This window comes from Blastococcus sp. CT_GayMR19 (genome assembly GCF_004570385.1).
Taxonomy (GTDB): domain Bacteria; phylum Actinomycetota; class Actinomycetes; order Mycobacteriales; family Geodermatophilaceae; genus Blastococcus_B.
This window is the reverse complement of sequence record NZ_SPQL01000001.1, coordinates 347,530-373,780: the sequence shown is the minus strand read 5'-3', so window position 1 is coordinate 373,780 and position 26,251 is coordinate 347,530. Positions and strand designations below refer to the sequence as shown.

Annotated in this window: 25 protein-coding genes; 17 read left to right on the top strand and 8 right to left on the bottom strand. The window is 70.2% G+C overall.

Annotation, left to right across the window (positions count from 1 at the left end):
* Nucleotides 1–33: 33 nt before the first annotated feature.
* The 7 genes from E4P39_RS01845 to E4P39_RS01815 all read left to right on the top strand — a co-directional run bounded on the left by E4P39_RS01845 (nt 34) and on the right by E4P39_RS01815 (nt 5,610).
* Entirely contained in the window at nt 34–654 is a 621-nt protein-coding gene (locus tag E4P39_RS01845; RefSeq protein ID WP_245159568.1) for a conjugal transfer protein, read from the top strand.
* Nucleotides 651–959 carry a hypothetical protein gene (locus tag E4P39_RS01840; protein ID WP_135134624.1) on the top strand — a complete coding sequence of 103 codons (309 nt, stop codon included), beginning with the start codon at nt 651–653 and terminating at the stop codon, nt 957–959. Before E4P39_RS01845 ends, E4P39_RS01840 begins: the two co-directional genes overlap by 4 nt.
* Nucleotides 959–2,251, top strand: coding sequence for a hypothetical protein (locus E4P39_RS01835; protein ID WP_135134622.1), 1,293 nt, complete (start codon nt 959–961; stop codon nt 2,249–2,251). The genes E4P39_RS01840 and E4P39_RS01835 overlap by 1 nt, the downstream gene beginning before the upstream one ends.
* Before the next feature lie 4 nt (nt 2,252–2,255).
* Entirely contained in the window at nt 2,256–3,776 is a 1,521-nt protein-coding gene (locus E4P39_RS01830; protein ID WP_135134621.1) for a TraM recognition domain-containing protein, read from the top strand.
* Complete coding sequence (locus tag E4P39_RS01825) at nt 3,773–4,255, top strand: hypothetical protein (RefSeq protein ID WP_135134619.1); 483 nt, start codon at nt 3,773–3,775, stop codon at nt 4,253–4,255. The genes E4P39_RS01830 and E4P39_RS01825 overlap by 4 nt, the downstream gene beginning before the upstream one ends.
* Nucleotides 4,256–4,388: 133 nt before the next feature.
* The gene (locus E4P39_RS01820) at nt 4,389–4,793 is read left to right on the top strand and encodes a hypothetical protein (RefSeq protein ID WP_135134618.1); all 405 of its coding nucleotides are present in this window, start codon (nt 4,389–4,391) and stop codon (nt 4,791–4,793) included.
* Nucleotides 4,794–4,905: 112 nt separating this feature from the next.
* The gene (locus tag E4P39_RS01815) at nt 4,906–5,610 is read left to right on the top strand and encodes a hypothetical protein (RefSeq protein WP_135134616.1); all 705 of its coding nucleotides are present in this window, start codon (nt 4,906–4,908) and stop codon (nt 5,608–5,610) included.
* Nucleotides 5,611–5,699: 89 nt separating this feature from the next.
* On the opposite strand, the gene E4P39_RS01810 is transcribed toward E4P39_RS01815, so the two are convergent.
* Nucleotides 5,700–6,554 carry an FxLYD domain-containing protein gene (locus E4P39_RS01810; protein WP_135134615.1) on the bottom strand — a complete coding sequence of 285 codons (855 nt, stop codon included), beginning with the start codon at nt 6,552–6,554 and terminating at the stop codon, nt 5,700–5,702.
* Between the two features lie 237 nt (nt 6,555–6,791).
* Nucleotides 6,792–12,395 carry a MobF family relaxase gene (gene mobF, locus E4P39_RS01805; RefSeq protein WP_245159567.1) on the bottom strand — a complete coding sequence of 1,868 codons (5,604 nt, stop codon included), beginning with the start codon at nt 12,393–12,395 and terminating at the stop codon, nt 6,792–6,794.
* Nucleotides 12,396–12,614: 219 nt separating this feature from the next.
* Between mobF and E4P39_RS01800 the strand changes: the two genes are divergently transcribed.
* Nucleotides 12,615–12,824: a hypothetical protein gene (locus E4P39_RS01800; RefSeq protein WP_135134612.1), complete on the top strand. Its 210-nt coding sequence runs from the start codon at nt 12,615–12,617 to the stop codon at nt 12,822–12,824.
* Nucleotides 12,825–13,145: 321 nt separating this feature from the next.
* Complete coding sequence (locus tag E4P39_RS01795; RefSeq protein WP_135134611.1) at nt 13,146–13,757, top strand: carboxymuconolactone decarboxylase family protein; 612 nt, start codon at nt 13,146–13,148, stop codon at nt 13,755–13,757.
* Nucleotides 13,758–13,845: 88 nt separating this feature from the next.
* Here E4P39_RS01795 and E4P39_RS01790 read toward each other — a convergent pair whose 3' ends face one another.
* The 6 genes from E4P39_RS01790 to E4P39_RS01765 all read right to left on the bottom strand — a co-directional run bounded on the left by E4P39_RS01790 (nt 13,846) and on the right by E4P39_RS01765 (nt 19,563).
* Nucleotides 13,846–15,765 (bottom strand): copper resistance protein CopC, encoded by a 1,920-nt coding sequence (locus E4P39_RS01790; RefSeq protein ID WP_209306285.1) that lies wholly within the window; start codon nt 15,763–15,765, stop codon nt 13,846–13,848.
* 83 nt (nt 15,766–15,848) lie between these two features.
* On the bottom strand, nt 15,849–16,724 hold the full coding sequence (locus tag E4P39_RS01785) for a cytochrome c biogenesis protein CcdA (protein WP_245159566.1): 876 nt from the start codon (nt 16,722–16,724) through the stop codon (nt 15,849–15,851).
* Nucleotides 16,721–17,314 carry a TlpA disulfide reductase family protein gene (locus tag E4P39_RS01780; protein WP_245159565.1) on the bottom strand — a complete coding sequence of 198 codons (594 nt, stop codon included), beginning with the start codon at nt 17,312–17,314 and terminating at the stop codon, nt 16,721–16,723. The genes E4P39_RS01785 and E4P39_RS01780 overlap by 4 nt, the downstream gene beginning before the upstream one ends.
* A gap of 325 nt (nt 17,315–17,639) precedes the next feature.
* Entirely contained in the window at nt 17,640–17,921 is a 282-nt protein-coding gene (locus E4P39_RS01775) for a thioredoxin family protein (RefSeq protein WP_135134609.1), read from the bottom strand.
* Nucleotides 17,918–18,523 (bottom strand): peroxiredoxin family protein, encoded by a 606-nt coding sequence (locus E4P39_RS01770; RefSeq protein WP_245159564.1) that lies wholly within the window; start codon nt 18,521–18,523, stop codon nt 17,918–17,920. The genes E4P39_RS01775 and E4P39_RS01770 overlap by 4 nt, the downstream gene beginning before the upstream one ends.
* Nucleotides 18,524–18,618: 95 nt before the next feature.
* Nucleotides 18,619–19,563, bottom strand: a complete 945-nt coding sequence (locus tag E4P39_RS01765) for a cytochrome c biogenesis protein CcdA (RefSeq protein ID WP_135134605.1) — start codon at nt 19,561–19,563, stop codon at nt 18,619–18,621.
* Between the two features lie 198 nt (nt 19,564–19,761).
* Between E4P39_RS01765 and E4P39_RS01760 the strand changes: the two genes are divergently transcribed.
* From E4P39_RS01760 to E4P39_RS01725, 8 genes are all read left to right on the top strand, one after another.
* On the top strand, nt 19,762–19,977 hold the full coding sequence (locus E4P39_RS01760; RefSeq protein ID WP_135134603.1) for a hypothetical protein: 216 nt from the start codon (nt 19,762–19,764) through the stop codon (nt 19,975–19,977).
* Nucleotides 19,978–20,729: 752 nt separating this feature from the next.
* Nucleotides 20,730–21,038 carry a hypothetical protein gene (locus E4P39_RS01755; RefSeq protein WP_135134602.1) on the top strand — a complete coding sequence of 103 codons (309 nt, stop codon included), beginning with the start codon at nt 20,730–20,732 and terminating at the stop codon, nt 21,036–21,038.
* A 145-nt stretch (nt 21,039–21,183) separates the two neighbouring features.
* A complete protein-coding gene (locus E4P39_RS01750; RefSeq protein ID WP_135134600.1) occupies nt 21,184–21,948 on the top strand; it encodes a prolipoprotein diacylglyceryl transferase in 765 nt (254 codons plus the stop codon).
* Nucleotides 21,949–21,956: 8 nt separating this feature from the next.
* The gene (locus E4P39_RS01745) at nt 21,957–22,694 is read left to right on the top strand and encodes a response regulator transcription factor (RefSeq protein WP_135134598.1); all 738 of its coding nucleotides are present in this window, start codon (nt 21,957–21,959) and stop codon (nt 22,692–22,694) included.
* Nucleotides 22,687–24,135 carry an ATP-binding protein gene (locus tag E4P39_RS01740; protein ID WP_135134597.1) on the top strand — a complete coding sequence of 483 codons (1,449 nt, stop codon included), beginning with the start codon at nt 22,687–22,689 and terminating at the stop codon, nt 24,133–24,135. The genes E4P39_RS01745 and E4P39_RS01740 overlap by 8 nt, the downstream gene beginning before the upstream one ends.
* A gap of 2 nt (nt 24,136–24,137) precedes the next feature.
* Nucleotides 24,138–24,788 (top strand): class I SAM-dependent methyltransferase, encoded by a 651-nt coding sequence (locus E4P39_RS01735; protein ID WP_245159563.1) that lies wholly within the window; start codon nt 24,138–24,140, stop codon nt 24,786–24,788.
* 120 nt (nt 24,789–24,908) lie between these two features.
* Nucleotides 24,909–25,280 carry a BlaI/MecI/CopY family transcriptional regulator gene (locus tag E4P39_RS01730; protein ID WP_135134594.1) on the top strand — a complete coding sequence of 124 codons (372 nt, stop codon included), beginning with the start codon at nt 24,909–24,911 and terminating at the stop codon, nt 25,278–25,280.
* The gene (locus E4P39_RS01725; RefSeq protein WP_135134593.1) at nt 25,277–26,227 is read left to right on the top strand and encodes a M56 family metallopeptidase; all 951 of its coding nucleotides are present in this window, start codon (nt 25,277–25,279) and stop codon (nt 26,225–26,227) included. Before E4P39_RS01730 ends, E4P39_RS01725 begins: the two co-directional genes overlap by 4 nt.
* The last annotated feature ends 24 nt before the right edge of the window (nt 26,228–26,251 follow it).

Below are 26,251 nucleotides of genomic sequence, written 5' to 3'. Positions count from 1 at the left end.
CGTGGGCATCCACCACCGGCCCAGGGCCGGCGCGTGACCGCGCCGTTCCGGCGTCGCGATCCGCAGCCGATCGCCCGGGGATGGGAACTGGCCTTCGCCGCGGCCGGCGGCGCCCTGATCGCTGTCGCGCTGGCGGCCCTGGTCGGTCTCGGACTCGCCTCGGTCTTGTGGGGCGGTGGCTGGGTGTGGCCGCAGGGCACCGAGACGATCACCCACGTCCTCGGCGGGCTACTGAACGGCGACCCCGGCCGCGGCCTGCCGCCCGACCGACTGCGTCAGGTCGCCGGGCCCATCCCGGTTTACGCGTGTGTTGCCGCCGCCGAGGTCCTCCTGCTGACAACCGCGGTCATTGCCGCTGTCCTGGTCGCTCGCCACCGGCGCCCGAGCGACGCCCGCGGCGGCATGGCCACCCGCAGGGAGGCCGAGCGAGCCCTTGGGACGCGCCAGCTCCGCGCCGGGCGAGCGGTCATCCGCCCGGACCGCTACCCGTCCAGAGGCAGCCGAGGACGCCTTCATCGCCTCCTGTCCACAGGCGGCGATGCGATCCGCAGTTTTACCCACAGATCCGTCCAGAGCACCACGTCCCAATCGACCGTCCCAGCACCGTCGACCCAGGCACCACCCGTCCACACCGTGAAGGAGACCCCTCGATGACCTCGACCGACGACGGCCTGAACTCCGATCTGCTGGCCGCCCGCGCCGAGGCTGCGGCACTGTTCGCCGCCGCTTCCCGCAACGACCAGGCGGGTCCGACAGTGCAGCTGCACTGCCTCGCCGCCGCCACCGCCTTGCGCGCGCCCAGCGGCCCAGTGCCCGCGACCGCCGACGCCACCGACCCCGACCGGCTCGTCGAGCAGGCGCTGCGCATCCTCGGCAACCTGCCCGCCGCTGATTTCGTGCACCCCGACGTCCTCGCTGCCGCCCAGCACGGCCACCGAGCGCTGCGTGCGCCACGCTGATGGCCACCTCGCTCGGGCAGCTGCTCGACGCCCTCGCCGACACAGCGCGGGCCACGGATGACAGCGCAGCCGCGCGCGCCGATGCAGGCACCGCGCTGGGTCACCTGGGTCGGGCGCTGGCCCACCTGCGCCGCGACGGCGTATCGCCTTTCGCCGGCGATCGCCGCGAACAGCAGGTCGCCGCCCTGGCTGCCGCCTGCACAGAGCTCGGCGTTCGCGCTCCAGCGACCGAGTCGGCGTTGACCCGGTTGGCGGCCGCCGCTGCCGACACCCTCGCCGTCCTCCACCCCGACGCCACCGTGGCCAGCCGCTGGGCAGCCGCCACAGCGGTGGCCGAAACCATCACGCCGCTGACCGAGATCATCGCCCCCGGGCTGCCGGACGGCCCGGCAGCGGAGTGGCTGACCGAGACTCAACACCAGGCCGTCCTCATGCTGCAGGCGGCCGCCCTGGACCCGCCGTTCCGGGCCGACACCGTCCTCCTCGACCGGCCAGTACCCGGCCCGGCGGATGATGCGTCGGTTGACGCCGCGCTCGTGGTCTCCGATACCGTCGGCGTCCTGCTTCGGGCGACCGCCCGAGCCAGTGATCCACCGTCTGTCGTCGAGGTCTTGGCCTACACGATCGCGGCACAGACGCTCAGCTCCGCGGCGGAGCGCCTCGGCCCGGCCGACGCGCCGGCTGCCGGGCGGCCAAGGGCCTCGGACGCCTGGCGCGCCGTGCGAGGCGCACTTCGGCCGTACGACGACGGCAGCCGCCGGCACCACGAGCACGCGCCACATGGCGTGACCGCGGCCGGCCGGCTTCACGCCGTCCTCAGCGCTGCCGGTCCCGACCCGACGGCCTGGACGGCGTCCCTCCGGGGATCGGTCGCGGCAGGCGTCCAGCACCTGCCGACCTTCGCAAGTCAGCTGCTGTACCGCACCGTCCGACACTGGGCTGACAGCGGAGCCCTGATCGGCTACGCCCGCGACATGCCACCGCGGGAGGAGCGCGTGGCCGCGTTCCTGCGCGGCTACCAGCCGGGCGGAATGGTCCGTGCGCACGCCGATGACCTGCGCCCCGTCGTCGGCGCGCTGCACAACGCCCGGCTGCTCTCCCTGGCGGTCGCGGACCAGGCAGCCGACCCGGCTGTACGTGCGACGGCTGCGTTCCCGCAGCGCGCGTGGGCCGCGAATCGGGAGGTGCTAGACAACCCGCAGACTCCGCTGGCGCTGAGCGCGGCCCGCCAGCGGTCCCACGAACAGCCACAGGCGACCCGAGCCCGATTCGGTCCGGGCCGTGCGCGCTGACCGCATGCTCAGGCCAGCGTTCGACCCGACCGACATCGGCTGGCGGCTCGGCCGGTCCAGAGTTCCTCACGGGGTGGAGCTGTGGTGCCGGTACGACCGCACCACCGGCGTCTACGGCGAGCAGGGGTCCGGCAAAACCCTCGACCTGCTGGCTCCCACCCTGCTGGCCCACCGCGGCGCCGGGCTGGCCACGCTCACCAAGGTCGACGACCTGCTGCTGACCGTCGGACGACGCCAGCAGCCACCGCACCCCGGCGATCCGCCGCGCCCCATCGCGGTGCTGGACCCGTTCGGCGCCGCGCCCGGGCTGCCTGAGCTGGTGTGGGACCCGATCGCCGGCTGCGTCGATCCCCGGACCGCCGAACGACGAGCCAAGGCCTTCGCCGCCGGGACCGTCGCCGGCGCGGTCACCGGCGGCCGGCAGGACAACGCCGCCCGGTTCTACGCCGCGGAGACCGCCAAGGTGCTGCAGGGATTCCTGCACGCGGCGGCACTCACCGGCCGCACCCTGGAGCACGTCCTGGAATGGGTCGCCAACCCGGTCGCCGCCGAGCAGCCCGCCGAGATCCTGCAGCAGCATCCGCACGCGGCTCGGTTCTGGGACGGGCTGTTGATCGGCGCGTTGCACGGCAGCCCGGACACCGTCGGCAACACGGTGACCACGGTCCAGCAAGCGATGGCGCTGTTCTTCCAGCCGGACATCAGGGCTCGCTGCGTGCCCTCGCGCGGACAGACTGCGACCGACCTGGCTGACCTGATCGCCCGGCAGGGAACGGTGTACCTACTCGGCCGGGAGGACCCCTACGCCTCGGCGGCACCGCTGATGACCGCAGTCGCCGAACACGTCCTCGACACCGCCCTGCACGTCGCTACCACCTCGCCGCACGGGCGCCTGACTCCGTGCTTCCTGGCCTGCCTCGACGAACTGCCGTCCACCACGCCGCTGCCTACCCTGCGGGTGCGGATGGCGAACGAACGCGCGCTCGGTCTCTCGTTCATCTACGCCGCCCAGACCTGGAAACAGATGGTCGTCTCCTACGGCGAGGACGAGGCCCGCTCGCTGTTCGGGCTCACCAACAACCTCGTCATCTTCGGCGGGGGCAAGGACGTCCACTTCTACCGGGAACTGTCCGACCTGCTCGACGACGTACGAATCAGCCGGCGGACCGTCACGGACGGGCCAGGCGGCATCGGCACGTCCCGATCGGGTGAGGACGTGCGCGTGTTGCGCCCCGGAGACATCCGTCGCATCCCCGAGCGGCACGCTCTCGTCGTCGCAGGCACCGCGCCGCCGATCATCGCCAGGTTGCGGCGCTGCCTCGACGGCAAGGACGGTCAGCAGCTCGCGACCGAGCTCGACGCCGCCCGCGCGCGTGTCAGCCGTGCCCGCGCCGACACCGTCGATGTCCAGCAGCGCACGGCTGCCGCGCTGGCCTATGCCCGCGATTACCGGCTGGTCCCCAGCCGGGACGTCGACTGGGCCGACCCGCCGACCGCACCACAGCCCGAGGCGTCGTCCCGGTGATCGTCCTGCCGTTCCCACCGCCACCCCTCGCGGTGCTGCGCGCGCTCGAACTCTTGCAGAACGCGCGTCGAGGCGACCGCGGGCGAGTGGCACAGGCCGGCGCCGTGGCCGACCTGGAGCGCCCCTGGGAGCCGGCAGCCTGCAGTGGCGAGCTCAGCACGGCGGTCTGGATCTGGTGTGACGACGTCGTCGCATGGATCAACCACGAGTACGCATGGCGGCCCGCGCAGATGGTGCCGGCCTGCTGGCGCCTTCACGCACACATCGCGCGGGAGCTGCCTGTCCTGGCAGTGCTGCGGTGGGAATCAGAGACGGCAGCAAGTCCCCAGCTGACGGAGGAATGGAACCGCTACGCCTTCCCGACGTTCTGCGACCGCATGGCCCAGCGGCTCGGGGAGAGCACCTGCCGCACCGGCCGGCACCAGGACTGGCCCGCCGGAAGCCGCTACACCGCCTTCCTCGATGCCTCCCCTCGATGACGAGGGCAGGCGCCAGCAGCTCACCGCGAGGGCATGGGCGGACGGAGGCCAGGTCTGGCGCGGAGTCTCGAGGTTCACACGCCTGGCACATGCGTCCCCAAGCTGTCGGTGGTGGTCGCTAGCGTGACGACTCATGAAGATCAGCCCGTCGCGGCAGCGCAACGCGGTCTCGGAAGGTATGGCTCTCGGGCTACTGCTGTGCGACCGGAGCATGCTGCCCTTCGAGAAGTGGCGAGTGGACCTTGCTTTCGAGGGCGCCTGGCGAGGGTGGGCGTATAGAGAGCGGTTCTCGCAAGTCAACACCGACATCCGCAATGGATTGGATGGTGTCTGGGCTATGACGCGCGCCACTCAGAATAAGCAGACATTCAACCTCTATTGGGACACCTCGGGGGCGGAGGTGGCCGTTTATGCTCGCCCGCAGTGGGCGGGTGAGGAGATCGACGAGGACGTCATCGCTGAGAGCATTGATGGCGGCGTGCCCGCGTCGGGGTGGCAGGCCCTAGCAGAAGATTTTCTTGTCCGCTTCACGCGATGAGCCCGCAGAAATAGCGCACTACCGCTCGCGGCTCGAGAGGGCCCATGAGCGCTACAGTGCATTCGGAAACATCTGGGCCGATCATCTCGCTGACGAGCCAGATCGCTTGGTTATGGCAGTCGACTCACAGGGCAACGGCCAGATTCGTGTCGAACGTCGAAAGCCGCTTCCCGCAGAGCTATCGCTCACCTTTGGCGAGTTTCTGTACAACCTCCGTGCCGCACTGGACAACTGCCTATATGCCGTCGCAATCATCGACTCAGGCCAGAGTCCGCCGCCGAACGCGACATTGCTTGAGTGGCCCATCACCCTCACACCGGTCAACTGGCGGAACAACGCGCGTCGCCTAGCAGGCCTCGCGCCAGAGATCAGACAGGCTCTCGAGCACATCCAGCCTTACAACGCCGAGGCGCCTGACTGGAACTGCTTGCGGATCCTTCACGACCTTGCGCGACTTGACCGACACCGCGCGCTCCACCTGACCACCCACTACGCCGCATGGGGGAGTGCGCGGGTGGACCTGGCCTACGTCGCGGATTTTCAGGGGCGTGTCGGTCCGCTGCGTGGCGACGGCGTCATTGCGACTTTTCGCGCGTTGACGGATGAGCCCTTGAGCCGCGAACAGCTTGATCTCAATCTCGTGCTTGAGGTGGACGTTGAGGGCGCCGAAGCGGTACCCCACCCGATCACGGGTGTGCTGCAGCGGCCATGGGGAGCCCTCGACCAGCGGATGCGCGCCCTCCTCCGAGCCGTGGGCGAGTACACCCATGGGTTGGTCGAGATAGCAAGAGACGTGAGAGGCTCCCGCCCGGGCTGAGCACTAGGTTCAAGGTGTCGGCAGAGTTGACTCCTGCGGAGCTCACCTCCTAGAGCTGCTGTCCGGGCGCTGGGGTGGGGTCGAGAAGGTCACATTTGACCGTCGGTCTGCAGGCGCATCGTGGCGATCCCGTCGACTCGTCCGGCGCTGGACAGGCGGAAGGTCTTGGTCTGCCCGCCGGGAAGGCCGTTGATTGAGCCGTTGGCGGTTCCGACGATGCCGCCGGTGGCGTTGTAGAGCGTCGCGGACAACAGCACTATCTGGAAGTCCCGGCCGGACTCGTTGGTCAACTCGCCCAGTACATCAGTGCTGTAGGCGCCGGCCTGCTTGGTGATCTTGTGAGCCACTAGATCTGGAGACAGGCGCTGCTGATCGTCCTGGGCGGGGACCGAGCTTGAGGGTGCGTCCCCGATGGTGTCTGGTTGAGCCGTCTGGGACGTTGCGGAGTCGAGGGCGGCTAGTGCCTGGGGCAGGTCGCGCCGGAAGTCTCTTACCGCTGGGTTCCACACCGACGCCTGCGCGGTCACTTCGAGGTGCTGTAGAAGCCGGCCGTGTAGCTCATCGAAAAGCTCGTCAAGTTCGTCCTCAGATCCCAAGCGGGGCAGGTGGACGTCGCCGATCTGAGCGATGACCTCAGCTCGCGACAGTGGCGGCACGACGATTGGAAAGGTAGGCACCTCCATGACCCAGGCGGCACCCAGTTCCATGAGACACATCGGCCGCGTCATGAAGGTCGTGCTGATCACCTCGATGACGAAGGGGTCGTCGCGGAGCATCGCCTTTAAGACTTCGCGTGATCCCCGCCCCGCAGGCACTCCGGTGGCGCGGTCGGAGGAATAGAAGACACGGTCCCGCGGGACCCCACTCATGATCAGCAGTCGTTCCACCAAGCCCGCCAGTGGCTTGTCGCTGGCTGCGTGACTGATGAAAACGCGTCGCGCCATTCATAACCTCCGGAACGTGAGGGTCTTTGTCTATCGCAGGTGGCGGGCCCGCGCCGAGCGAGAGGGTGGGGGAAGCAAGGCGGCGGCTTGCTGTGATGCCGGCACCTGAGGTCGGCTGACCGCTAACTCAGACCCCGCTGGGATGACGGGTACTAAAGCCGATGGCTACGCCGGCAGTCAGAGGTGCGTGTCGGCGTAGTTGGTGCCGCTGGTGGAGACGTCGAGCTGCCCACGGCGTCACAACCGTTGAGGTGGCCGCGGCCGAGCTGGGAGGCGAGGGTGTCGGCCGGCGGATGCAGCCCGCTGAGCTGCCTGCGCACTGGCCAGCGTCTCCGGCCCTGTCTCCGTTGCGGACATCACGGGGCCGGGGGACTCCATCCCCGGGTCAGTGGCCGGCTCGGGCAGCTGACCGGGCGACACCGTCTGTGTCGGCACGTGAGCATCCTCCGTCCGAGCCTGAGCTGCGTCGAAGACTTCCGACAGCGCTATGTCGGGCGCGATGCCGGTGCGGGCCACCACTCGAGTGAGATGCGCCGGCCAACTCTTCGACGGGACGGCGGCGATGACCTCGGCGGCGCGGCGCGCGGCGTGCACCCGGCCTTCGACGGTGTCCAACCGGTCGGCGTAGACGGCGACGCGGGCGTCGATGAGCACGGCGGCCAGGCTGCCGGAGGCGGTGAGGGTCCGACGCAGAGCGGCGGCGCCGGCCGTCTGTAGCAGCTCGGCGGGGTCCTTGCCGGTCGGCATGGCGAGGTGGCGGGGATCGTCGCCATGGGCGATGAGCTGCCAGAAGATGCGCTGGGCGGCCTGTTGTCCGGCCCGGTCAGCATCCGTCGCGACGATGATTCCGGACCGTCCGTCGCCGAGGAATGGGCGTAGCGCCTCGGCCTGCGCGTCGGTGAAGGCGGTGCCGAGTGGGGCGATGCCGACGTAGTTGCCGTCGCCGGCGAGGTTGACTGCCAGCGCGTCGACGGGGCCCTCGACGATGACCGGGACGGCGCCGGCGGCCAGTTCAGCGGCTCCTTCGGTCAGGCCGTACAGCTCGCTGCCCTTGGTGAACAGGTCGGTCTCGGCGGTGTTGAGGTACTTGGGGACGGCGTGGTCCCCGTCCTGGTCGTGGTCGGGGTTGCGGCGGCCGATCCAGCCGTGGATCTCATCGCCGTCGCGGATGGCGAAGACGAGCCGGTCCCGGAAGCGGTCGATGACCCGGCCGTTTGAGGCGTAGCTGCCGAGGCCGGCGGCGACGATCTCGGCGTCGGTGGCGCCGAGACGGCGCAAGTGGCTTGTCAGCGCGGTCCAGCTGTCGGGGGCGTGGCCGACGGTGAACCGGGCGTCCTCGGTGAGGTCGGTGCCGAGCCGGCCAGTGAGGTAGGCCGGGGCCCAGGAGACGCGGTAACGGTCGGTGAAGAAGTCGGCGGCCTGCTGGTTGAGCTCCAGAAGACGGTGCCGGTCAACGCGAACTCCCTCGTCGGGCCGGTGGGATGCGGGTCGACGGCCAGCGTCGTCGGCTCGGCTATCGAGTCCTGGAGAGGCGAGGTGCTCGGCAGCGGCCGGGTCGTCGCCGTCCAAGCCCTCATGGAGAAGTTCGGTGTCGTCGGGTTCGACAAGACTGGTCAGCCAGTCGTCGTCGGCAATTCCGTCGGCAGAGGGCAGTTGTTCGAGGTCGCTCGGCGGCGCCTGCGCGCGGCCGCGTGCGGCGGACGCCGGGTCGGTGAGCACGTCGACGCGCCATACCAGGGCAGTGGCCAGCTCATCTGGGCGCAGTCGGTCGTCGTCCGCGTGACCGGCACGCAGCAGGTCATAGGCCGTGGACAGCACCTGGTCGGGCTGCCAGCCGGCGTGGCGGGCAGAGGTGACGGCGGCAACCAGCGCGGGCCAGGCGGGGTCGGCGACCACACGCTCAGCGGCTGCAGGGCCGGCGACGTCGGCCAAGACCGGGGTCCACTCCGGGCGCAGCGTCTCGGAGGCGGAGGAACCGGTGGCGGTTACTGCGGCGGGGGAGAGGTGCCGGCACAGTCGCCACCACAGCGCGGCGGCGGGCTGCTCGTCCGGCAGGGGACGTTCGTTGGCGACGGCGTGGATGAGAGCGGTGATGTCGATGCCGGCGCGGTCGGCGGCGGCGAGCCGCTCGGCCAGGACCGGCCAGTAGGGATCGCCGGCGATGCGTGGGTCGATGCTGTCGACAACCGGTGCCCAACGTGCGGTCAGCGTGCGTCCATCGCCAAGCAGCCGCGTGACGCGGTCGTCAAGCGCCCGCTGGGTTGGGGCGTCCGCGGCGCGAGGCAACGCCGGGCCGGTGGGACGGCGGTCGGCGTCGTCAACGCCGTGGGCGGTGCGCCAGACGGCGAGGTCGGCGACCAGCTCGGGATCGCGGTCGATGAGCGGAAGCGCCCACGCGGGGGAGCTGGTCGGGGTCCAGGTGCGTGCGCGGGCGGCGACATCGGCGGCCGGTGACCTGACCTGGTCGGCGGAGTTGGCGAGGTAGGGCCCCCACTCGAGGTCGTCGCCGAGAGTCTTCGGAAGGGCGGGCAGCCACGGAAGGGGGCCCGTTCCGGCTGAGTGGCGCCCGGTGGGGTCGATACGCCAGTCCAGGACCGCGGCCACATCGTGGGCGTCGTCCAGACGTCGATCCGAGGCCAGTGCCTGCCGGAGGACGCCGGCGGGATCGCGACCGGCAACGGCGCACAGCGCCAGGTGCGCGCGCAGGACGGGGTAGGCAGCCTGCGTGGTCAGGCCCGGCACCGCGGCGTCGGCGGCGGCGTCGATGGCCTCGAGCGCCTCCAGGCCGAGACGGTCCTCCGCGGCGGTGTTGAGCGCGTCGTAGTACCGATCTGCCGCGCAAGCGAGGAGAGCGGCGGGATCGGCCAGCGCGCGGGCCTGGCTGGTGGCCGAGGTCGGGGCGCCGTCGCGAGCGAGCACACGAGTCAGGACGTCGACGGCGGTGGGCGGCAGCAGCGCGTCGCGGGTGATCACGCTGTGCGGGTCGCCGTCGCCGGCGGTGGTGAGGAAAAGGTGGTTGGCGTGCCGGCCGCGCGTCAAGGCGACGTAGAGCAGCTGGCGGGACTCCTCGCCGGTGGCGACGGTGTAGCAGGTGTCGGCGGTGAGACCTTGCGCGCCGTGCACGGTGGTGGCGTAGCCGAGGCTGACGTGGTCGGTGACGTAGTCGGCAGGCAGCGTGAGGCGCCGTCCGGTGCGCTTGTGGACGACGTCGAGGGCGCCGGTGTCGCGGACGGCGGTGACCGTGAACCGGTCGCCGTTCTTGACCCAGTCGGTGGCGCTGATCGGAAGGGTGCGCTCGTTGCGGCGTGTGATGACCGCATCGCCGGCGGAGGCCTGCGAGGCGTCGGCGAGGGTGACCTGGGGTCCGACCGGGCCGTTCTGCTGGGCGAGGCGGTCGCGGCGGCCGCGGGTGTTCAGTTCGGCGACCAGCTGGCGGGTGGGCGCCAGCATAATGGCGTCGCGGCCGACAGCTCGGTCGGCCAACCAGGCGGTGTAGGCGTCGTCGGTGACGGTAGCCAAGTCGCCGACGTGCACCCGTCCGTGATCGATGTAGTAGGCAAGGGCGGCCGGGTCGCCGTCGCGCAGCGCCAGGGACGCTGCGCCTTCAGCGTGGTCGGGGGCGCCGCTGTCGGGGTCGGTGAAGCGCAGGACCTGCGAGAGGGTGACAGCAGCGTGGGTGGCGACGATGTCGCGCAGTACTCCGCCGGCGCCGATCGCGGCGAGCTGCTGGTCGTCGCCGATCAGCCGGACCGACCCGCCGGCCTCGGTGACGAACGCGATCGCTCGGGCCAGGTCGGGAGTGCTGGCCATGCCGGCTTCGTCGATGATCACGAGGCTGTCCGGGCCGATGCGCTCGACCCACGGCGGGACGGCGTTGCCGGTGGCGAGTGCGTGGATCAGCTTGGCGAGGGTGTCGGTGTCGGTGCCGACTTCCTCACCCAGCACCGCGGCCGCCGCTGCCGAGGGAGCGAGGCCGACGACGTTCCCGCCGTCGGCTCGCCACGCCGCGGACAGCGCACGCAGGGCGGTGGTCTTGCCGGTACCTGCCGGGGCCAGTGCCAGTTGCACCCGGGTGCCGGAGGTGGCCAGCTCGCGGACCAGCTGCACCTGGCCGGGGTTGAGGGCGACGCGATTGGCGGTGGACTCCAGCAGCGCGATGTCGACGGCCGCGGCCGACACCACGCGTCCGTCGCGGCGTCCGGCCGCGGCGAGGATGGCGCGCTCGGCGGCGAGGATCTCGGTCGACGTGTACAGCGTCGAGCCGGCCACGGTGTAGACGGAGCTGCCGTCCGAGCGGCGCAGCGCCGGGGGCTCGGTCACCGGTTCGCGGCTGCCCATCGGCGTCGACAGGGACAGCGCTCTGTCGACGACGGCGTCGACGGCCCGGTCGAGGTCGGTCAGCCGGATCGCGGCGGCACGGGCCTGCCGCTCGGCCTCGGCGCGGACGTGGTTCACCTGCCATGTCGCGCGCGAGCTCTGCACCGCCGACAGCACGTGCTGAGCGGTCTGGTAGACCCACCTGCGCGTAGGCCGCTTCGCCTGGGGTCCTCGGCGGGGGGCGAGTGCCTCGCGGAGGTAATTGCGCAGGCCGCTCTCCCCGCCCAGCACCGCCAGCGCCTCGGTGCGCCAGGCGGCGCGCTGCTCGGCGTAGGAGCGGGGCTGGTGTTTGCGCTGCCGCGTCTCCAGGTTGGCCCGCTGCGCGAGCGACACGGCCTCTTTCGGCGTTGGCGGCCGCCCGTGGTCGGCCTGGAACTCTGCCGACAGCGCCGCGCGGCGGGTATCGATCGACGCTCGCCGCGACGACCAGAGCCGGGGGAGCTCGCCGTCGACGCCCACGATTTCTCGCACCGGTCGCTTGTTCGAATCGGCGCCGGGGCGGTCTGCGAAGCGGACGCCGAGCCGCTCGCTGAGCAGGGCCTGAAGGCGGGTGTTGTACCGCTCGGAGGCGGTGACGTTGTTCTTGTAGAGCAGTCGACCGTCCAGCGCAAGCCACCGCCCGTCGCGGGTCTGCACCTTGTTGCTGACGGCCACGTGGGTGTGCAGATCCGGGTCGCCGGCGCGCGAGTCGCGGTGGGTGAACGCCGCCGCGATCAGCCCGCGCACCTCTACCTGCGCCACTCCGTTGCGGCCCGTGCGGCTGTAGGCGGCGTGGTCCTCCAACCAGGTCAGGGTGTCTGCCACCGCGTCGGCGTGCGCCTGCTCGATGACGGCTGCGACCTCTCGCGGGGCGATCGCCCACAGCGTGGAGACGCTCTTGACCGGGCTGAACGTCAGGTCGTACCCGGCGACCGCGGTGGTGGCCTGCCGGGAGATGCGGGCCAGATGACCGGACAGCTCACGGGCGTCGGCCGGGGGACGGCCGTAGGTCTCGGCGAACATCGCCGAGGCCAGCTCGGTGCGGATGCGGGCTCGTTCCTCGGCCGGTACGGGGGTGTCGGCGGGCAGGCCCAGCGCGGTGTTGTGGTCGCGGAACGCCCCTGCCGAGCGGCGGTGGAACATGTTGGCCTGCTCGTGAATGCGGTAGGGCGCGCCCAGGCGGCTGGCCTGATCGACCTGCTGCCGGGTCCTCCCGGCCAGCTGCGCGTCGCGCTCGATCTGGTCCGCGTTCGGGTGTCGCCCCTCCCCGAACAGCGCGACCATCTGCTCCTCGGTGACCCGATCACCCACCGGAAAATCGGGCACGGCGGCAAGCCCGCGTCCCATCCAGACGCCCGGAGCCTCGCCCTTCTCGCTGTAGTACGCGCCAAGCGTGTCGAACCCGCGGGTCGTGGCGTCGTGCGCAGCCACCTGGCGGGTCAGATACGTGTATCCGTCCCCCGCAGTGAGCTTGTGCAGCGTCATCACGACCCGACAGTCGCGAACACCTCTGCCACGCTCCGGCACCGCGGGCATCGATAAGGGGCGGTTCCGGCCGTGATGCATGAGGTGTGTCAGGTCGGAGGGGGTGGGGTGACGCCTGCTGCGGTGCCGGGCTGGTGGGGGTGACGCTCGGGTCGAGAGCCGTGTCATGAGGCCGTGTGACGATCCGGCGGTAGGTCAGCTGGACGAGCGGAGGAAGCGGTGGCCAGAACAGTGAGTCGGCAGGCGGCGGCGCTGGCGAAGGCGCGGGAGCGACGACGGGCGCTGGACGCCGCGCGCGATGAGCACGACCGTCGGGTCGAGGAGGCGACGGCGGAGGCGCTGGTGGCCCCGGAGGCGCGAAGCGAGGCCGAGCAGGCCTTGGCGGCGACGGCGGCGCAGGGCGAGACGCTGCGCACGTTGCTCGCCTAAGACGTGCCGGCCGAGCGGGCGGCCGCGCTACTGGAGCTGGATACCGCCGAGGTGCGCTCGTCGCGCGGACTTGTCACCTCATGCTCCCGGGTTCCGTCGCAACAAGGGCCGGCTGGTGCCTGTCCCGGCGATCCTTCACCGGCGTCGTACAGGCTGGCGTGGTGGGTTCGGCGCAGGAATCGCCGACGACGCTTGGCGTCCTTGGCATCGCAGAGGTGTGTCTGCGGCCAGTAGAGGACGCAGAAATGACATCGGGCCGGTCGTGCCGAGGGCCCGACCACCGCGGACTGTGCCGAATGTTCCTCGGACTACGTTCGGCCGATGAGTTGGATCACCACCCCCGACGTGAGCGATGCAACTGGAGACGCGGGCGCGGCCTATGACCGGGATCGCGCGGCCATGGGCTACGTCGCCAACTACACACGGGTCTTCGCGAACCGGCCGGCCGTCCTCGCCGCCTGGAACGAACTCAACGGCGCGATCAAGGAATCAATGGACCTACGCCGATACGAGTTGGCCACGATCGCTGCGGCCCTCCGGCTGCGTTCGAGCTACTGCTCCCTGGGCCACGGGCAGGTCCTGGCCGAGAAGTTCGTCGGCGCCGACTCCATCCCGGGCATTGTGATGGACCCGCAGGCGGCGGGACTGACACCCGTCGAGCTCGCCGTCATGGCGCTCGCGGACAAGGTCGCGGCCGGTGCTGCCGACATGACCGAGAACGACCTGACCGAGCTGCGCGCCCTCGGCGTGGAGGACGCCGAGATCCTCGACGTCGTGCTCGCGGCGGCGGCACGCTGCTTCTTCAGTAGCGTGCTAGACGCGGTGGGGGCACAGCCGGACGCCGCGTTCCGGGCTCTGGATCCGGCCATGCGCCAGGCGCTGACGGTAGGGCGTCCCATCGAGGCGAGCCCTACTGAGGAGCGGCGATCATGAGCGAGATGTGCGAGTAGAAGCGTCACCTCCCGGCCGGGCCAGGCGAGCCGGATTCCACGGTGGACTGCCGGGTACGGCTGTTTGGGACTCACTCAGTGACTTCCGGATATGTGAATCTCCGCAGAATCACGTGCTTGGGGTCGGTCAGCGTCTCCTCGACGATGCGTCCCTCAACGTCGAGCAGGAGTTCGGCGGTACGAGCCTCGGCTGGGAACGCGAGATACAGCCGGACCGCGCCCTCGCCATCGGAGCGGACAACGATCGGGGCGACGCCGGCTCCATAGGGTTCGGTGCCAAGGAAGGTTGGCCCACTGAGCGGTAGCGCGGTTGGGGGCGGCAGTTCGGCGGTCCCATCGCTGGTGACGGTCTCGTAGACGGTGAGGTTGTCGACCTGCTCCATCCGGGCAGCCGTGTCGGCCAGCGCATCGGCTGCAGAAGTCACCGGCCAGGGCACGATCAGCGCGACGTCGCCCCCGCGCCAGCCGGGGGCTTCGGCGCGAAGCGTCACCAGGTTCTCACCGTCCCGGAGCGCGGCGCCCGCAACGAAGCAGCCTCGACCGCAGGGCCGGAAGGTCAGGTCGTCAGCGGCGCCCCCGACGGGGGACAGGGCTCCGGACAGCTCGAAGTCCTGCTGCTGGCCGGGTTCGGGTGCGTAGTAGTTGCCCCAGCGAGGTGTGGCCAGGCGAATGACGAGCTGGCCCTGACTCGCGGTGAGGTTGACGCCGATCTGACCGGCCAGCGTGCCTAGGGGCAGTTCGGGGCCGTCCGCGGCGGGTGGTGGTGCCGCCAATGCGTCGGCGCTGGGCAGAGGGGCTGACACCAGTACTGCGGCCGCGGCAAGGGCAGCCGCAAGGACGGCGGCCTCCGTGCGAGCCAACATCCGGACCCTGCCGAGGCGAGCGTCGTCGCCCTTGAGGTACAGGCGGGCTGTGCCGGCCAGTAGGACCGCGATGAGTACGAGCACCACCTTGATCATGAGGATCCGCCCGTAGTCGGTCGTGAACAGCGTGTCCACGGGTACGAGCAACAAGGCGGCCGCTGTGCCGGTGGCTGCGACGACGAGGAAGAGCCACAGCGCCGTGCCGGCGTACTCCGTGATGACCCAGCGGACGGCGGCACGGTGGCCGCGCCAGGCGACGGCGGTGCGCACCGTGTGCACGAGCGCGCCGACCCAGACGGCGGCGGCCGCCAGGTGGACACTGGTCAACAGCGCTCCCCAGACCGGCTCGGCGACGTCTGCGTGTGAGCGCAGGCCCTCGGCGATGACCACCGCGGTGAGTGCGGCCGCGGCCCAGGCATGCCGTCGCCGCCACAGCAGAAGCGCGGCGGCGCTGAAGCCTGCCGCCTCGGTCAGGAGCAGCTGCCCGGGCTGCGCTTGCCACAGATCGGTCCCGACCTCGGCGATCAGTGGCGCGGCGAGGCCGACCGTGGCGGCGAGGCCGGCCAGGGCGCCGAAGACCAGCAAGGAGCGGACGGCGCGGAGCTCGGGGTTCTTCGCCAACGGCACCGCCGTGCCTCGCCGCGCGACGAGCCCGCCCAGGGCCAGCGCCAGACCGGTGAACAACATCCACCGCAGCCCAGCCGGTACCCACGACACCCCGGGTCCACCCTCGTTCGCGCTCGACGCGGGTGGTGCCGCGCCGATCGCGAACCGGAACTCGCCCTCCACCAGGTCACCGTCCTCGCCGGTTACGCGCCAGCGGACCGTGACCTCGCCCGGAGGCAGAGCCTTCGGCACCTGCGCGGTCACCACCCCGCCGTCGCGGGCTGTCTTAACCGGCCCCGTCGACGTGGCGCGTCCGCCCGAGTCGACGAGGACCACGGCGTCTGCCCCCGCTGTCACCCGCTCGTTGAACACGAGGTCGACCGACGCCGGCGATTCGACGACTGCACTGTTCGCCGTCGGGGTTGTGAAGAGCAGGAAGGCGTGAGCCTGGGCTGGGGCTGGAAACGCGAGCAGGGCAACCGTCGCGACGGCCAGCACCACGAGGAGCCGGGTGGTCCGCACCGGCCCCACCCACCCAGTCGGAGAGAGCCGAGCGCGTCGGGATGCGGCCGCTATCCCGTCGCCGCCGGAGGTCGTGACCGGGATCAAAGCGAGGACGTTCCGAGCCCGGTTGCACCGAGCCAGGCCCGCAGCCAGATCATCAGTCCGTCCCACCAACCGGTCAGCAGCAGGATCCCCAGCACGATCAGCACCGCTCCGCCGATGCGCGTGACCGTCTGGGCGTGGCGGCGGGCGAGGGCGGAGAAGCGCAGCGCGCGCCGGGTGCCCAAAGCGACGAGCACGAATGGGACCCCCAAGCCCACGCAATAAGCAAAGCCGAGGATGGCGCCGCGTAGGGCCGAGGCTTCGGTATAGGCGAGGGTGTTGACGGCGGCCAGGGTCGGGCCCAGGCACGGTGTCCAGCCCAGGCCGAAGACGACGCCCAGTACGGGCGCGCCGGCCAGACCGGCGGGCGGGCGGCGGTGGATGCGGCGTTCGCGCTGGAACCAGGTCAACGCTCCGAAGAACGACAACCCCATGACGATGGTGATCACGCCGGCCACGCGCGTCAGCGTCGGTGCCCACTCGAACAGCAGCCGACCGAGGCCACCGAACAGGGCGCCGAAGGAGATGAAGACGACGCTGAAACCGGCGATGAACAGCAGCGAGCCCGCCAGCAGCCTGCGGCGGCTGGGCACCACGATCGTCGCGGTTGGTGCCGTCGCCGTATCCGGTGCCCTGGACCCGCCAGTCGGTGACGCCGCTTCGTCAACGGGGTCGGAGGCCTGCCGTGTGGACGGATTCTCAGTGGCGAGGTCGGAGCCTGCCAGTCCCGCCACGTAACTGACGTATCCGGGGATCAGGGGCAGGCAGCAGGGAGAGGCGAAGCTGATCAGTCCCACCAGCGCGGCCACGGCCATCGCCAGCAGAAGTGACCCGTCGGTGACGATGCCGGCGAAGGTGGCTCCGAGGTCGCTCACGCCGCTCCTTCGTCAAGCAGTAGAGCGACGGCCGTGCGGAGGTCCTCGCCGCGGACGGCGCCGGCATAGACGGCGGCGACTCGGCCCTGCCGGTCCAGCAAGATGGTGGAGGGGACCACGTTGGCCGGGAAGCCGCGGAAGGCCAGCGCTACTTCTCCACGCGGATCGAACAGGGACGGATAGGTCGCGCCAACGCTGTCGACGAAGGCTATGGCCAGTTGACGTTCGTCTTTGACGTCGATGCCCAGGAACTGAACGCCCTGGTCGGCGACGTCGACGTAGACGGCCTGGAACTCGGGCGTCTCCACCCGGCACGGAGCGCACCAGGAGCCCCAAAAGTTGATCACCGCGACGTCGCCGTCAAGTGAGGAGGATTCGAACGGGGTTCCGTCCAGCAGTTCGCCGTCGAAGCTGGGAGCGGGGGCACGGACTGCTTCCTCGACCACGGTGGCCACCGGTGTAGCGCCGGTGAACTCGTACTGCTGGCGGGGCGTCGTCTGGTCGACGTCGGTCGAGCAACCCAGCAGCACCGCGGAAGCGGCCACCGTCGCGACCGCCAGAACTGCTCGTCGACTCAGGGTGGGGGTCACTTAGATCGGCCTTCCGCGTTCGTTCAGCACATGACCGGCTCGCGATGCTCTGCCGCCACTCGAGGCGATGCCACCCTTCCCGTCATTGCCGAGCAATCGTCTGGCCACGGTTGTCATGGGCGTCTGGATGGCTCGGGTGCCGGTCGTGGCTTGGATGGGCGCGGCGAGCCCTGGAGGGCGACTCGCGACCGCGGGGCGCCGCGTCCACTAAGCACCTTAGTAAGATACAAGGCGTGTCACCCTCTTCCGCGGGCCGGCCCGGGTCGTCCTGGGCCGGACGAGGGCATCGTGGGCGTGATTTGTCCGACCGTGATCAGCACAGCACTCAGGCGCTGGGGCCGGGGGACGCGGCAGCAGCATGGCGGCGCTGAAGTTCCCGCCTCAGCTTGCGCTCGGACAGCCGCCCGAAAGAGAACAGTTGTCCGTCGACCAACACCCCTGGGGCGAACAGGACGCCGTGTCGGGCGCCGAGTTCCCGGCCCTCGTCGGTCTCCAGGCTGACCTCGACTGCTTCGAAGACATGTTCGCGGCGGAGTTGGTTCAGTGTGGCCTTGGCCTGCTCGCAGTACGCGCAGGATCTCTGGGTCAACAGGGTGATGGCGGTCATGAGTCGAGCCGGTTGCCCTGCAAGTCGGCGAGGACGTCCTCCACCGGCACGTACATCGTGTAGTTGGGGGCGCCGCCGTAGTCGGCCCGCCAGACGATCTGGCCGTCCCCGTTGACCAGGATGAAGGTGTGCCCCGCCCGGCTGTCGCCCATCATCCCGTACTTGTTCGCCTCGTACGCCCGGATGACTGCGAGGGTGGGATCGGCGAGAGCCACGGATTGCAGGCCGTCGTCCCGCATCTTCTGAGCCAGCAGGTCCCGCGGCGCGCTGGTGATGCTGACCAGACGGTCGATTCCTGCCGCAGCCAGCTGGGCGGGGTCCTGCTCCATGTCCCGGATCTGGTCCCAACACGGCTGGCAGCCCAGTCCTTCGTGCAGGTACAGCAGCACGTTCTCCCCGCGCAGGTCGTCGAGGGCGACGTCTTGCCCGTCCGTCGCCGGGAGGGTGAAGTCCGGGGCAGGATCACCGGGTCCGGGCGATCCGACCTGGAAGCGCTCGGATGTCGCCGTCGAGGAGCTCGGTCCTCTGCCGTCGCGGAAGACGGCGTACAGGCCACCGACGACGAGGGCCACGGCCAAGCCGGCCAAGATCCAGGTCGTCACCCCGCGACGGCGCTGATCTTTGCGGGCGAGCTCAACAGCCTTGGTGTCCCGCGTGCGCGGCCGCCCAGCGGCGGTTGAGGAGCGGCCAGTTCGGCTCATCGGATCTTCTCCTGGTCGGTGCTGATGGGGTCGAAGTGTGGGACAGGGGAGTGGTTGTCGGAGGCGGGAGCGGAGCGCGTGGTCGCCGGCGGACGGCTGCTGCGGGCGGCGCGGACGGCGATGGCCGTCAGGGCGCCGAAGATCAACAGCGTCGAGAGCCAGCCGGGGATGAACGCCAATCCGTCTTGCGCGAGGGCAGCCCAGTGCCCGAGGGCGGCGGTCAGGCGGACCTGCCACCCGTCGGGCGACATGGACTGCCCCAGCAGTGCGAAAACGATCGTCAGCGCGCCCATGAGGACCATCAGCCCGGACGACAGCAATGTGGACAGCAGCACGGTCCGCCGTGCTCGACCGATCCGCAGATGCACCATGCGGCTGGCAAGCAGACGGCTACGCCCCCAGTTTTGGCGGTCCCAGAGCAGGGCAATCGCGGCGAGGGGCGCGACCATCCCGAAGACGTACGCGACGCCGACAGCAAGCGCAGCGGGAAAGGAGGCGACGGCTCCCGAGACCGCCGCCACGCCGGCAAGGACCGGGGCGCAGCAGGCGCTCGCGGCTCCCGAGAAGGCGCCCAGGCTGTACACCGAGCCGGTACCCCCACCGCCGCGCGTGCGCATCGAGGGCATCGGGAGGGCGAGCTGCCAGCCGCTCAGCATGGCGAGCCCGGCCAGGATCATGAGCCCTCCGCCGATGGAGAACACGATCGTGTGCTGCTCGTTGAGCAGCCGGCTGACCGCCGACGCCCCCAGAGCGATCGGCAGGATGACTGTTCCCACGCCGGCGGCGAACACAACCGTCATGAGCAGCAGTCGGGAGCGACGGCGGAAACTGGAGGCGAAGTACGCCGGCAGCATGACCGACGCACAGCACGGGGCCAGCAGTGCAAGGACGCCTCCGATGAATGAGGCGAACACTGTCGTGGACAGCAGAAGGTCCTGCATGCGTGACTCCTGGAGATGTCGAGTCGAGAGCGGCGTCGGGTATCGCCGATCTGATGCGGGCCCCGTGCCTGGGTGGCGTCGTACGGCATCGGCATCGGAGGGCGGTGCCAGTTGAGCGTTGCGGCGCGAGGGGGACGATACTACTATCTCTCATAGTAGGTGCGTGTATCCGCGCACTACAGCACCGATGGAGGTCCGATGTCCCAGTTGCTCTACGTGCTCGCCCTGCTGGCCTGCCCGGTCGGCATGGGCCTGATGATGTGGATGATGATGGGCCGGAGTAAGCCCGCCCCGGTGGACGAAGTGGCGGCTAAGCAGGCAGAACTCGCCCGGCTCCGCACGGAGATCGATCAGCTCCGCACCGGGCGGGCCGAAGCCGGTAGCGAACACACTGCTGCGACCGCTGCACCGTGACCGAGTGGCTGCTCCCGGCCGTCGCCCTGTTCGCTGCGCTGGGATGGACCTACCTGTTCTGCCTTCGACCGATGCGGCGCCACGGGCGCTGTAGAGGAGCAGCGGCTTCGCCGCCCGGTGTCAGCCATGCCGAGCTGGACCGTGCGTTGCAGCATGCGCGACGGGAGTTGACGCATCGACGCGCTGGGCTGCCGCTGCCTTCCCGCGCAACCCGACCGATCTGAGGCCCGAAAAGGTCCTTGTGGCGAATCCACAGCGCACCCAGTGGCCGTCGGGGTGCCGGCGGGAGTGGCCAACACATAAGCGCGCGAGCATCCAACGGGGCCAGAGACCCAGCCTGGGGTTCGCCGCCCACCGTTGCCCGCAGCGCTCCCCGCCCTCGCCCCGCTCGGGACTGGTGATGATGCGACCCAAGGAACGCAGGCTGACGCGCAAGCTGCGCCGCGCGCTGGCCGGCCTCCGCCCCGCCGAGGCCCGCGCCGTGCGATCACTCGGTGCTTGGCCGTTCACGACGCGGCGCGGTGGGAGCTGTCCGTCTCGCATCCGCGACGAGTGAAGCACCGGCACCGCGTACTGGGCAGCAGTCGCGTGACCGAGGGGTGAACGGCGGTCTTGTCCCTGCCCGAAAGGCAGGAAGTCGACCGGTGATTGCGTCGGGATCGCACGGTGTGCGCACGGATCCTTCACAGCCCGCGGGCAACCTGGAGTCAGATCGCCGATTCGGCGTCTAACGGCTACTGAGGAGTAACCCCATGAGCAAGCGATCGATCGTGGCCGTCGCAGCCGGCGTCATTGCCGGTGCCACCGTGGTTGGCGTCCCTGCGTTGGCCTATGCGGGCGCCGATGCCGGCGCGGGCCCGGCCGGATCCGACATGGGTTCGATGATGGACGACCCTGCCCACATCGACCGGATGAAGGCCTTCATGTCCGAGAGGATGTCCGACCCGCAGATGCAGGAGCAGATGCGCTCGATGATGGACGGCATGGGCGACATGTCCGACGAGGGCATGGGCCACATGGGCGACGCGCCGGACGGGCAGAGCGACCCCGGCAACCCGTGACTGGGCCCGTCGCCGGGCACCCGGCGCCATCTACAGGCCTCTGCGCCCGCACTTCCAGGCCGCCGGCCCTTCGAGCCTCTGAGGGGGACGGGCGTAGCGGTTCAGCCGGTTCCCCACCACCTACGTGTAGAGAGGCATTACTTCCGTGAGGCCCATCCTCTTGGAGGTCTTCGGGTTCCCGATCAACAGCTACGGGGCCAGCAAGGCCGCCGCAGCGCTGATCGCCGCATACCTGTTGGCCCGGGAATTCCGCCGGCTCGGCTGGGACCCCGACCGCGCCTGGTCGATCGTCTTTACCGCCACTTTCACGGGATTCGCCGGCGGAAAGCTGTACTACCTGGCCGAGCACCGCGACAACCTGACACCGCACTCGTTCGGCACATCAGGCTTCACCTGGTACGGAGGACTTGTCGCCGGGGTTCTCACCGTCGTCCTGCTGGCCCGGCGCCACCAGCTCCCACTCGGCCAACTTGCCGGGCTCACCGCTGCTCCGCTGTCGTTCGCCTACGCCATTGGGCGCATCGGATGCTTCCTGTCGGGTGACGGGACCTACGGCACACCGTCCGATCTCCCCTGGGCGATGGCCTTTCCGAACGGCACCATGCCGACCCTCGTTCCCGTCCACCCGACTGCGCTCTACGAGGCAGTCGTCGCGATCGCGGTCGGCGGCCTGCTCTGGGTCATGCGCAGGAGATGGACGCCGCTGAGCCTCTTCGGCGTCTACGCGATCCTCAGTGGAGCCGCGCGTTTCCTCGTCGAGGAAGTGCGCATCAACCAGGAGGTGATGTTCGGACTGACCCAGCCGCAGCTGTGGTCCCTGATTCTGGTGGCCATCGGAATCGGGCTCTTGGGGAAAGGGAAGCTGACCAGCTTCCGCGGGTCCGCCCTGCCCGCGACCGCCGCCAGTTGAGACCGGGCATGTCCGACTCGGCCTCCATCGATCAGCCCGACCATAGTCGGCCGGTGGGAACGGTCCTCGTCGTCGATGACGAGCCGAAGATCCGCGAGCTGGTGGGCGCCTACCTGCGGCGCGAGGGCTACCACGTGGTGCTGGCCGACAACGGAATCGCGGCATTGCGCGCCGCCGAGCGGTTGCGACCGGACCTGTTGATCCTCGACCTGGGCCTGCCGGACGTGCCGGGGGAGGAGCTGCTGCGGCTGCTCCGCCGCTCCAGCGATCTCCCGGTCATCATGCTGACCGCCCGCGCCAGCGAGGGGGACAGGGTCGCCGGGCTACGTCTGGGCGCCGACGACTACGTCACCAAGCCGTTCAGCCCACGGGAACTGGTCGCCCGCGTCGAGGCGGTGCTGCGCCGAGCCGGCGGAGGGCTGGCCGAGCGGGCTCCCACCTATGCGGCCGGGCGGCTGATCATCGATGGCGAGCGTCGCGAAGTGTCACTCGACGGAGCACAGCTCGAGTTGACCCGCAGCGAGTTCGACCTGTTGGTCACCTTGGCGTCGCGCCCCGGTCGAGCGTGGACGAGGTACGAACTGGTCACGCGCGTGCAGGGGCACGACTACGAGGGCTACGAACGGACCGTCGACGCGCACGTCAAGAACCTGCGACGCAAGCTGGGTGATGACCCACGCCAGCCGACATTCGTGGTCACGGTCCCCAGCATCGGCTACAAGTTCGGGCCGCCCGCCGATGACTAGGCCTCTGGGGCAGCGCCTGAGCCTGGGCTTTGCGGCGATCGCGATCGGCGCCGCGCTGCTCACCGCGCTCCTGGTCAACCTGGCCTTCAGCAGCCGGTTCGACTCCTATCTCGATCAGCAGCGGTCCGCGCGGAGCCAACAGCTGGCCGCCGCGGTCAGCGCCGTGTACGAGGCCGCCGGGCGGTGGGACACCGACCGATTGGACCGGTTGGCTCCGGCTGTGGGGATGGCGGGTGCCGAGGTCCGCCTGCTCGACCCGGCCGGGGAACTGATCTGGCCGATGGGCGGCAGCGCCCCGGCCGAGATGGCCCAGATGCATCGGGCCATGATGCAGACGGGAGTGCTGGCCGAACCAGTCTCCGTGCCCCTCACCATCGACGGTCAACTGCGCGGCACGTTGCAGGTGGCGCTCCCTGAAGGCAGCGTCCCCGTCGCCGATCAACAGTTCCGCACCTCGGTGAACCAGACGTTGCTCGCCGGTGGCCTCGCCGTGGCCCTGCTGGCCTCGGTGTTCGGCGTGCTTCTCGCCCGACGGGTCACCCGGCCGGTGGCTGAGTTGACCGCCGCCGCCCGAGACCTCCGCGGTGGAGACCGCACGCGGCGAGCGGCCGTGACCGGAAGCGACGAGGTCGCGGAGCTGGGCCGAGCATTCAACGAGCTCATCGAGTCCGCCGAACGACAGGAGACGCTGCGGCAGTCGTTCACCGCCGATGTCGCCCACGAACTACGGACCCCGTTGGCTATCCTGCGCAGCCAGCTCGAGGCGATTCAGGACGGTGTCCTCGAGCTGACGCCCTCGCTGATTGGCTCGCTGCATGAAGAGACGCTGCGTCTCGGCCGCCTCGTTGCCGACCTGGAAACGCTCACCAGCGCCGAAGCGGTGTCCTTCTCCCTGCAACGCGACCGGTTGGATCTCGCCGACGTCGTCCGCACGGTGGCGTCGTCGTTCCAGCCACGCTTCGCTCAAGCCGATCTGGTCCTCGGCCTGCGGCTGGATGCCGCGCCCGTGTGCGGGGATCGGACCAGGCTCGCTCAGGTCGTCACCAACCTGCTCACCAACGCGGTGAAATACGTCCCCGCGGGTGGACGAGTCATGCTCAGCACAACCACCACCGGGGACGGCCAGGTCGAGTTACGCATCCGCGATGACGGGCCGGGCATTCCGGACCCCGAGATCCCTCGCGTCTTTGACCGGTACTTCCGGGGGAGTGCCCGCGCCGACGGCTCGGGGATCGGGCTCGCGGTCGTCGCCGCCCTCGCCGAGGCCCACGCAGGTAACGTTGCGGCGAGCAACGCCCCGGATGGGGGCGCGATCATCACGATCACGCTGCCCGCTGCGGACGCTTCCGCCTCCGCCTCCGCCTCCGCAGCCGTTGGCGCACCATCCCCGTCCGCCACGAGGCGCATGGGCAGCCGCACGCCCACGTCCGCCAGCGAATGACCGTGCCACGACAGTCATCGCCGGATCCCGGGACCGCGGACACCGATCGGGTCCGCGCCGTTTACGACAAGCAGGCACGGCATTACGACAAGATCATCGCCGTCGCCGAACGCCTGCTCTTTGCAGGCGGCCGGCAGTGGGCCTGTCGGCGGGCCCGAGGGCACGTTCTGGAAGTCGGCGTCGGCACCGGCCGCAACCTTTCCCACTACGCGGCGGACGTAAAGCTGACCGGCATTGATCTCAGCTCGGCCATGCTCGAGCGCGCCCGGCGGCGCGCGATCGCGTTGCGGCGACCAATCGACCTTCAGGTCGCCGATGCTCAGCAGCTGCCCTTTCCCGAGGCCAGCTTCGATACGGTGCTGGCGACCCTGACGCTGTGCAGCATCCCCGACGAGGCCACCGCGGTCGCCGAGATGGCCCGCGTCCTCCGGCCGGGCGGCCGATTGGTCCTGCTCGATCACGTTGCCAGCCCTCACTCGATGGTGCGGGCCGTGCAGCGACTGCTCGATCCCCTGTTCGTTCGACTGGCGGCCGATCACTTACTGCGTCGACCGGAGGCGGTCGTCGCGAGCGCGGGATTGGTGATTGACGAACTCACGCGCTCCAAGCTCGGCCTCGTCACCCGTCTCGGCGCCCACCGCCCACATCGGTGACTGGAATGGGCTCATGCCCTCCACTAAGCGTCCTAGTACTATCCCGTGGAACACCGCTCGCAGCGGAATGGACGCGCCGGCAGCTCAACTGTCAGCCCCACGCACCGACCGAGGACGCGCATGCAACCGTTCGGCGAACTAGAAGCAGCCGTCATGAGGTGTCTGTGGCAGCGCACCGAACCGACGACTGTCCGGGAGGTGCTCGTGGAGCTCACCAGGTCCCGGCCGCTGGCCTACACCACCGTGATGACGGTGATGGACAACTTGCACGGCAAGGGTCACGTGCAACGGCACATGCACAACCGCGCCTGGCTGTACACGCCCACGCGCTCCTCCGCCGAGCACCGTGCCGCGCTGCTTCAGGAGATCCTGGGCGAAGCCGGCGACCGTGATGCGGTGCTCATGCACTTCGTGGCCGATCTGGACCCGGACTCAGTCGCCACGCTGAAGTCCGCGGTCGAGGCCGCCCGACCTCCGACCAACGACCAGTGACCACCGCCGTCCTGCTTGCTTTTGCCGCAGTTCTTGCGACGCTGACGCCCAAGGTCGCCGGCGCCGCATGGGCGAGCCGCGCCCCCCGTCTGGCGATCTTCACGTGGCAGGCGGCCACCGTGGGGCTGGTGGGCACCTCCGTCCTCGCCGGTCTGACCCTGCTGGTGCCGGTCACGGCGGTCGGCGGGGGGCTGGCCGCGATCCTCCATGCGTGTGCGACGACGATCGCCGGCGTCTACGGCTCACCGGATCGGCTCCCGGCCGTGCTGGTCGGCGCCGTGCTCGCTGTCGTGCTCCCGGTTCGCCTGACCGTCGTCGCATTCCGCACCGTGTTGCGCGACCGCAGGGCGAGGCGGGATCTACGCCACTCGATCGCTCTGGGTGCCCGAGCGGAGCACTCCCTCGGGGTGCTGGTGCTCGACTCCGACCGGGCAGCCGCGTTCTGTGTTCCTGGCCGAGACCGGGCCGTCGTGCTGACAAGTGCAGCCTTGCAGGCGTTGACCCCCGACGAACTGACCGGAGTTCTCGCGCACGAGCGCGAACACCTGCGCGCTCGCCACCATTTGGCCGTGACGGCGGCACGGATCGTTGAACGGGCGCTCCCCGGCCTGCCGCTGGTCGTGCACGCACGAGTTCAGATCGAACGACTGGTCGAACTGCTCGCCGACGACGCTGCTGCCCGGCGGGTCGATCCTCTCCATGTCGCCTCCGCGATGGTCACCCTGGCGGGTATGAGGGCGCCCAGGCCCGCGCTGGGCGCCGCCGAAGGCTCGACCACCGTCCGCGTCACGCGCCTGCTGGCGCCGATTCCGCCGGTGCCCGTGTCCTATCACGTCCTTGTAGGGGCAGCCGCGCTGGCGACGGTGCTCGGCCCCGTGGCTCTGGCTGCGTGGCCTCTCGTATCCGCCGTATCGAGCGGCCTGTGCGTGGTGCCCGGCTGGGCCTAACCGGGTCGCCGGGGTCTACTACTA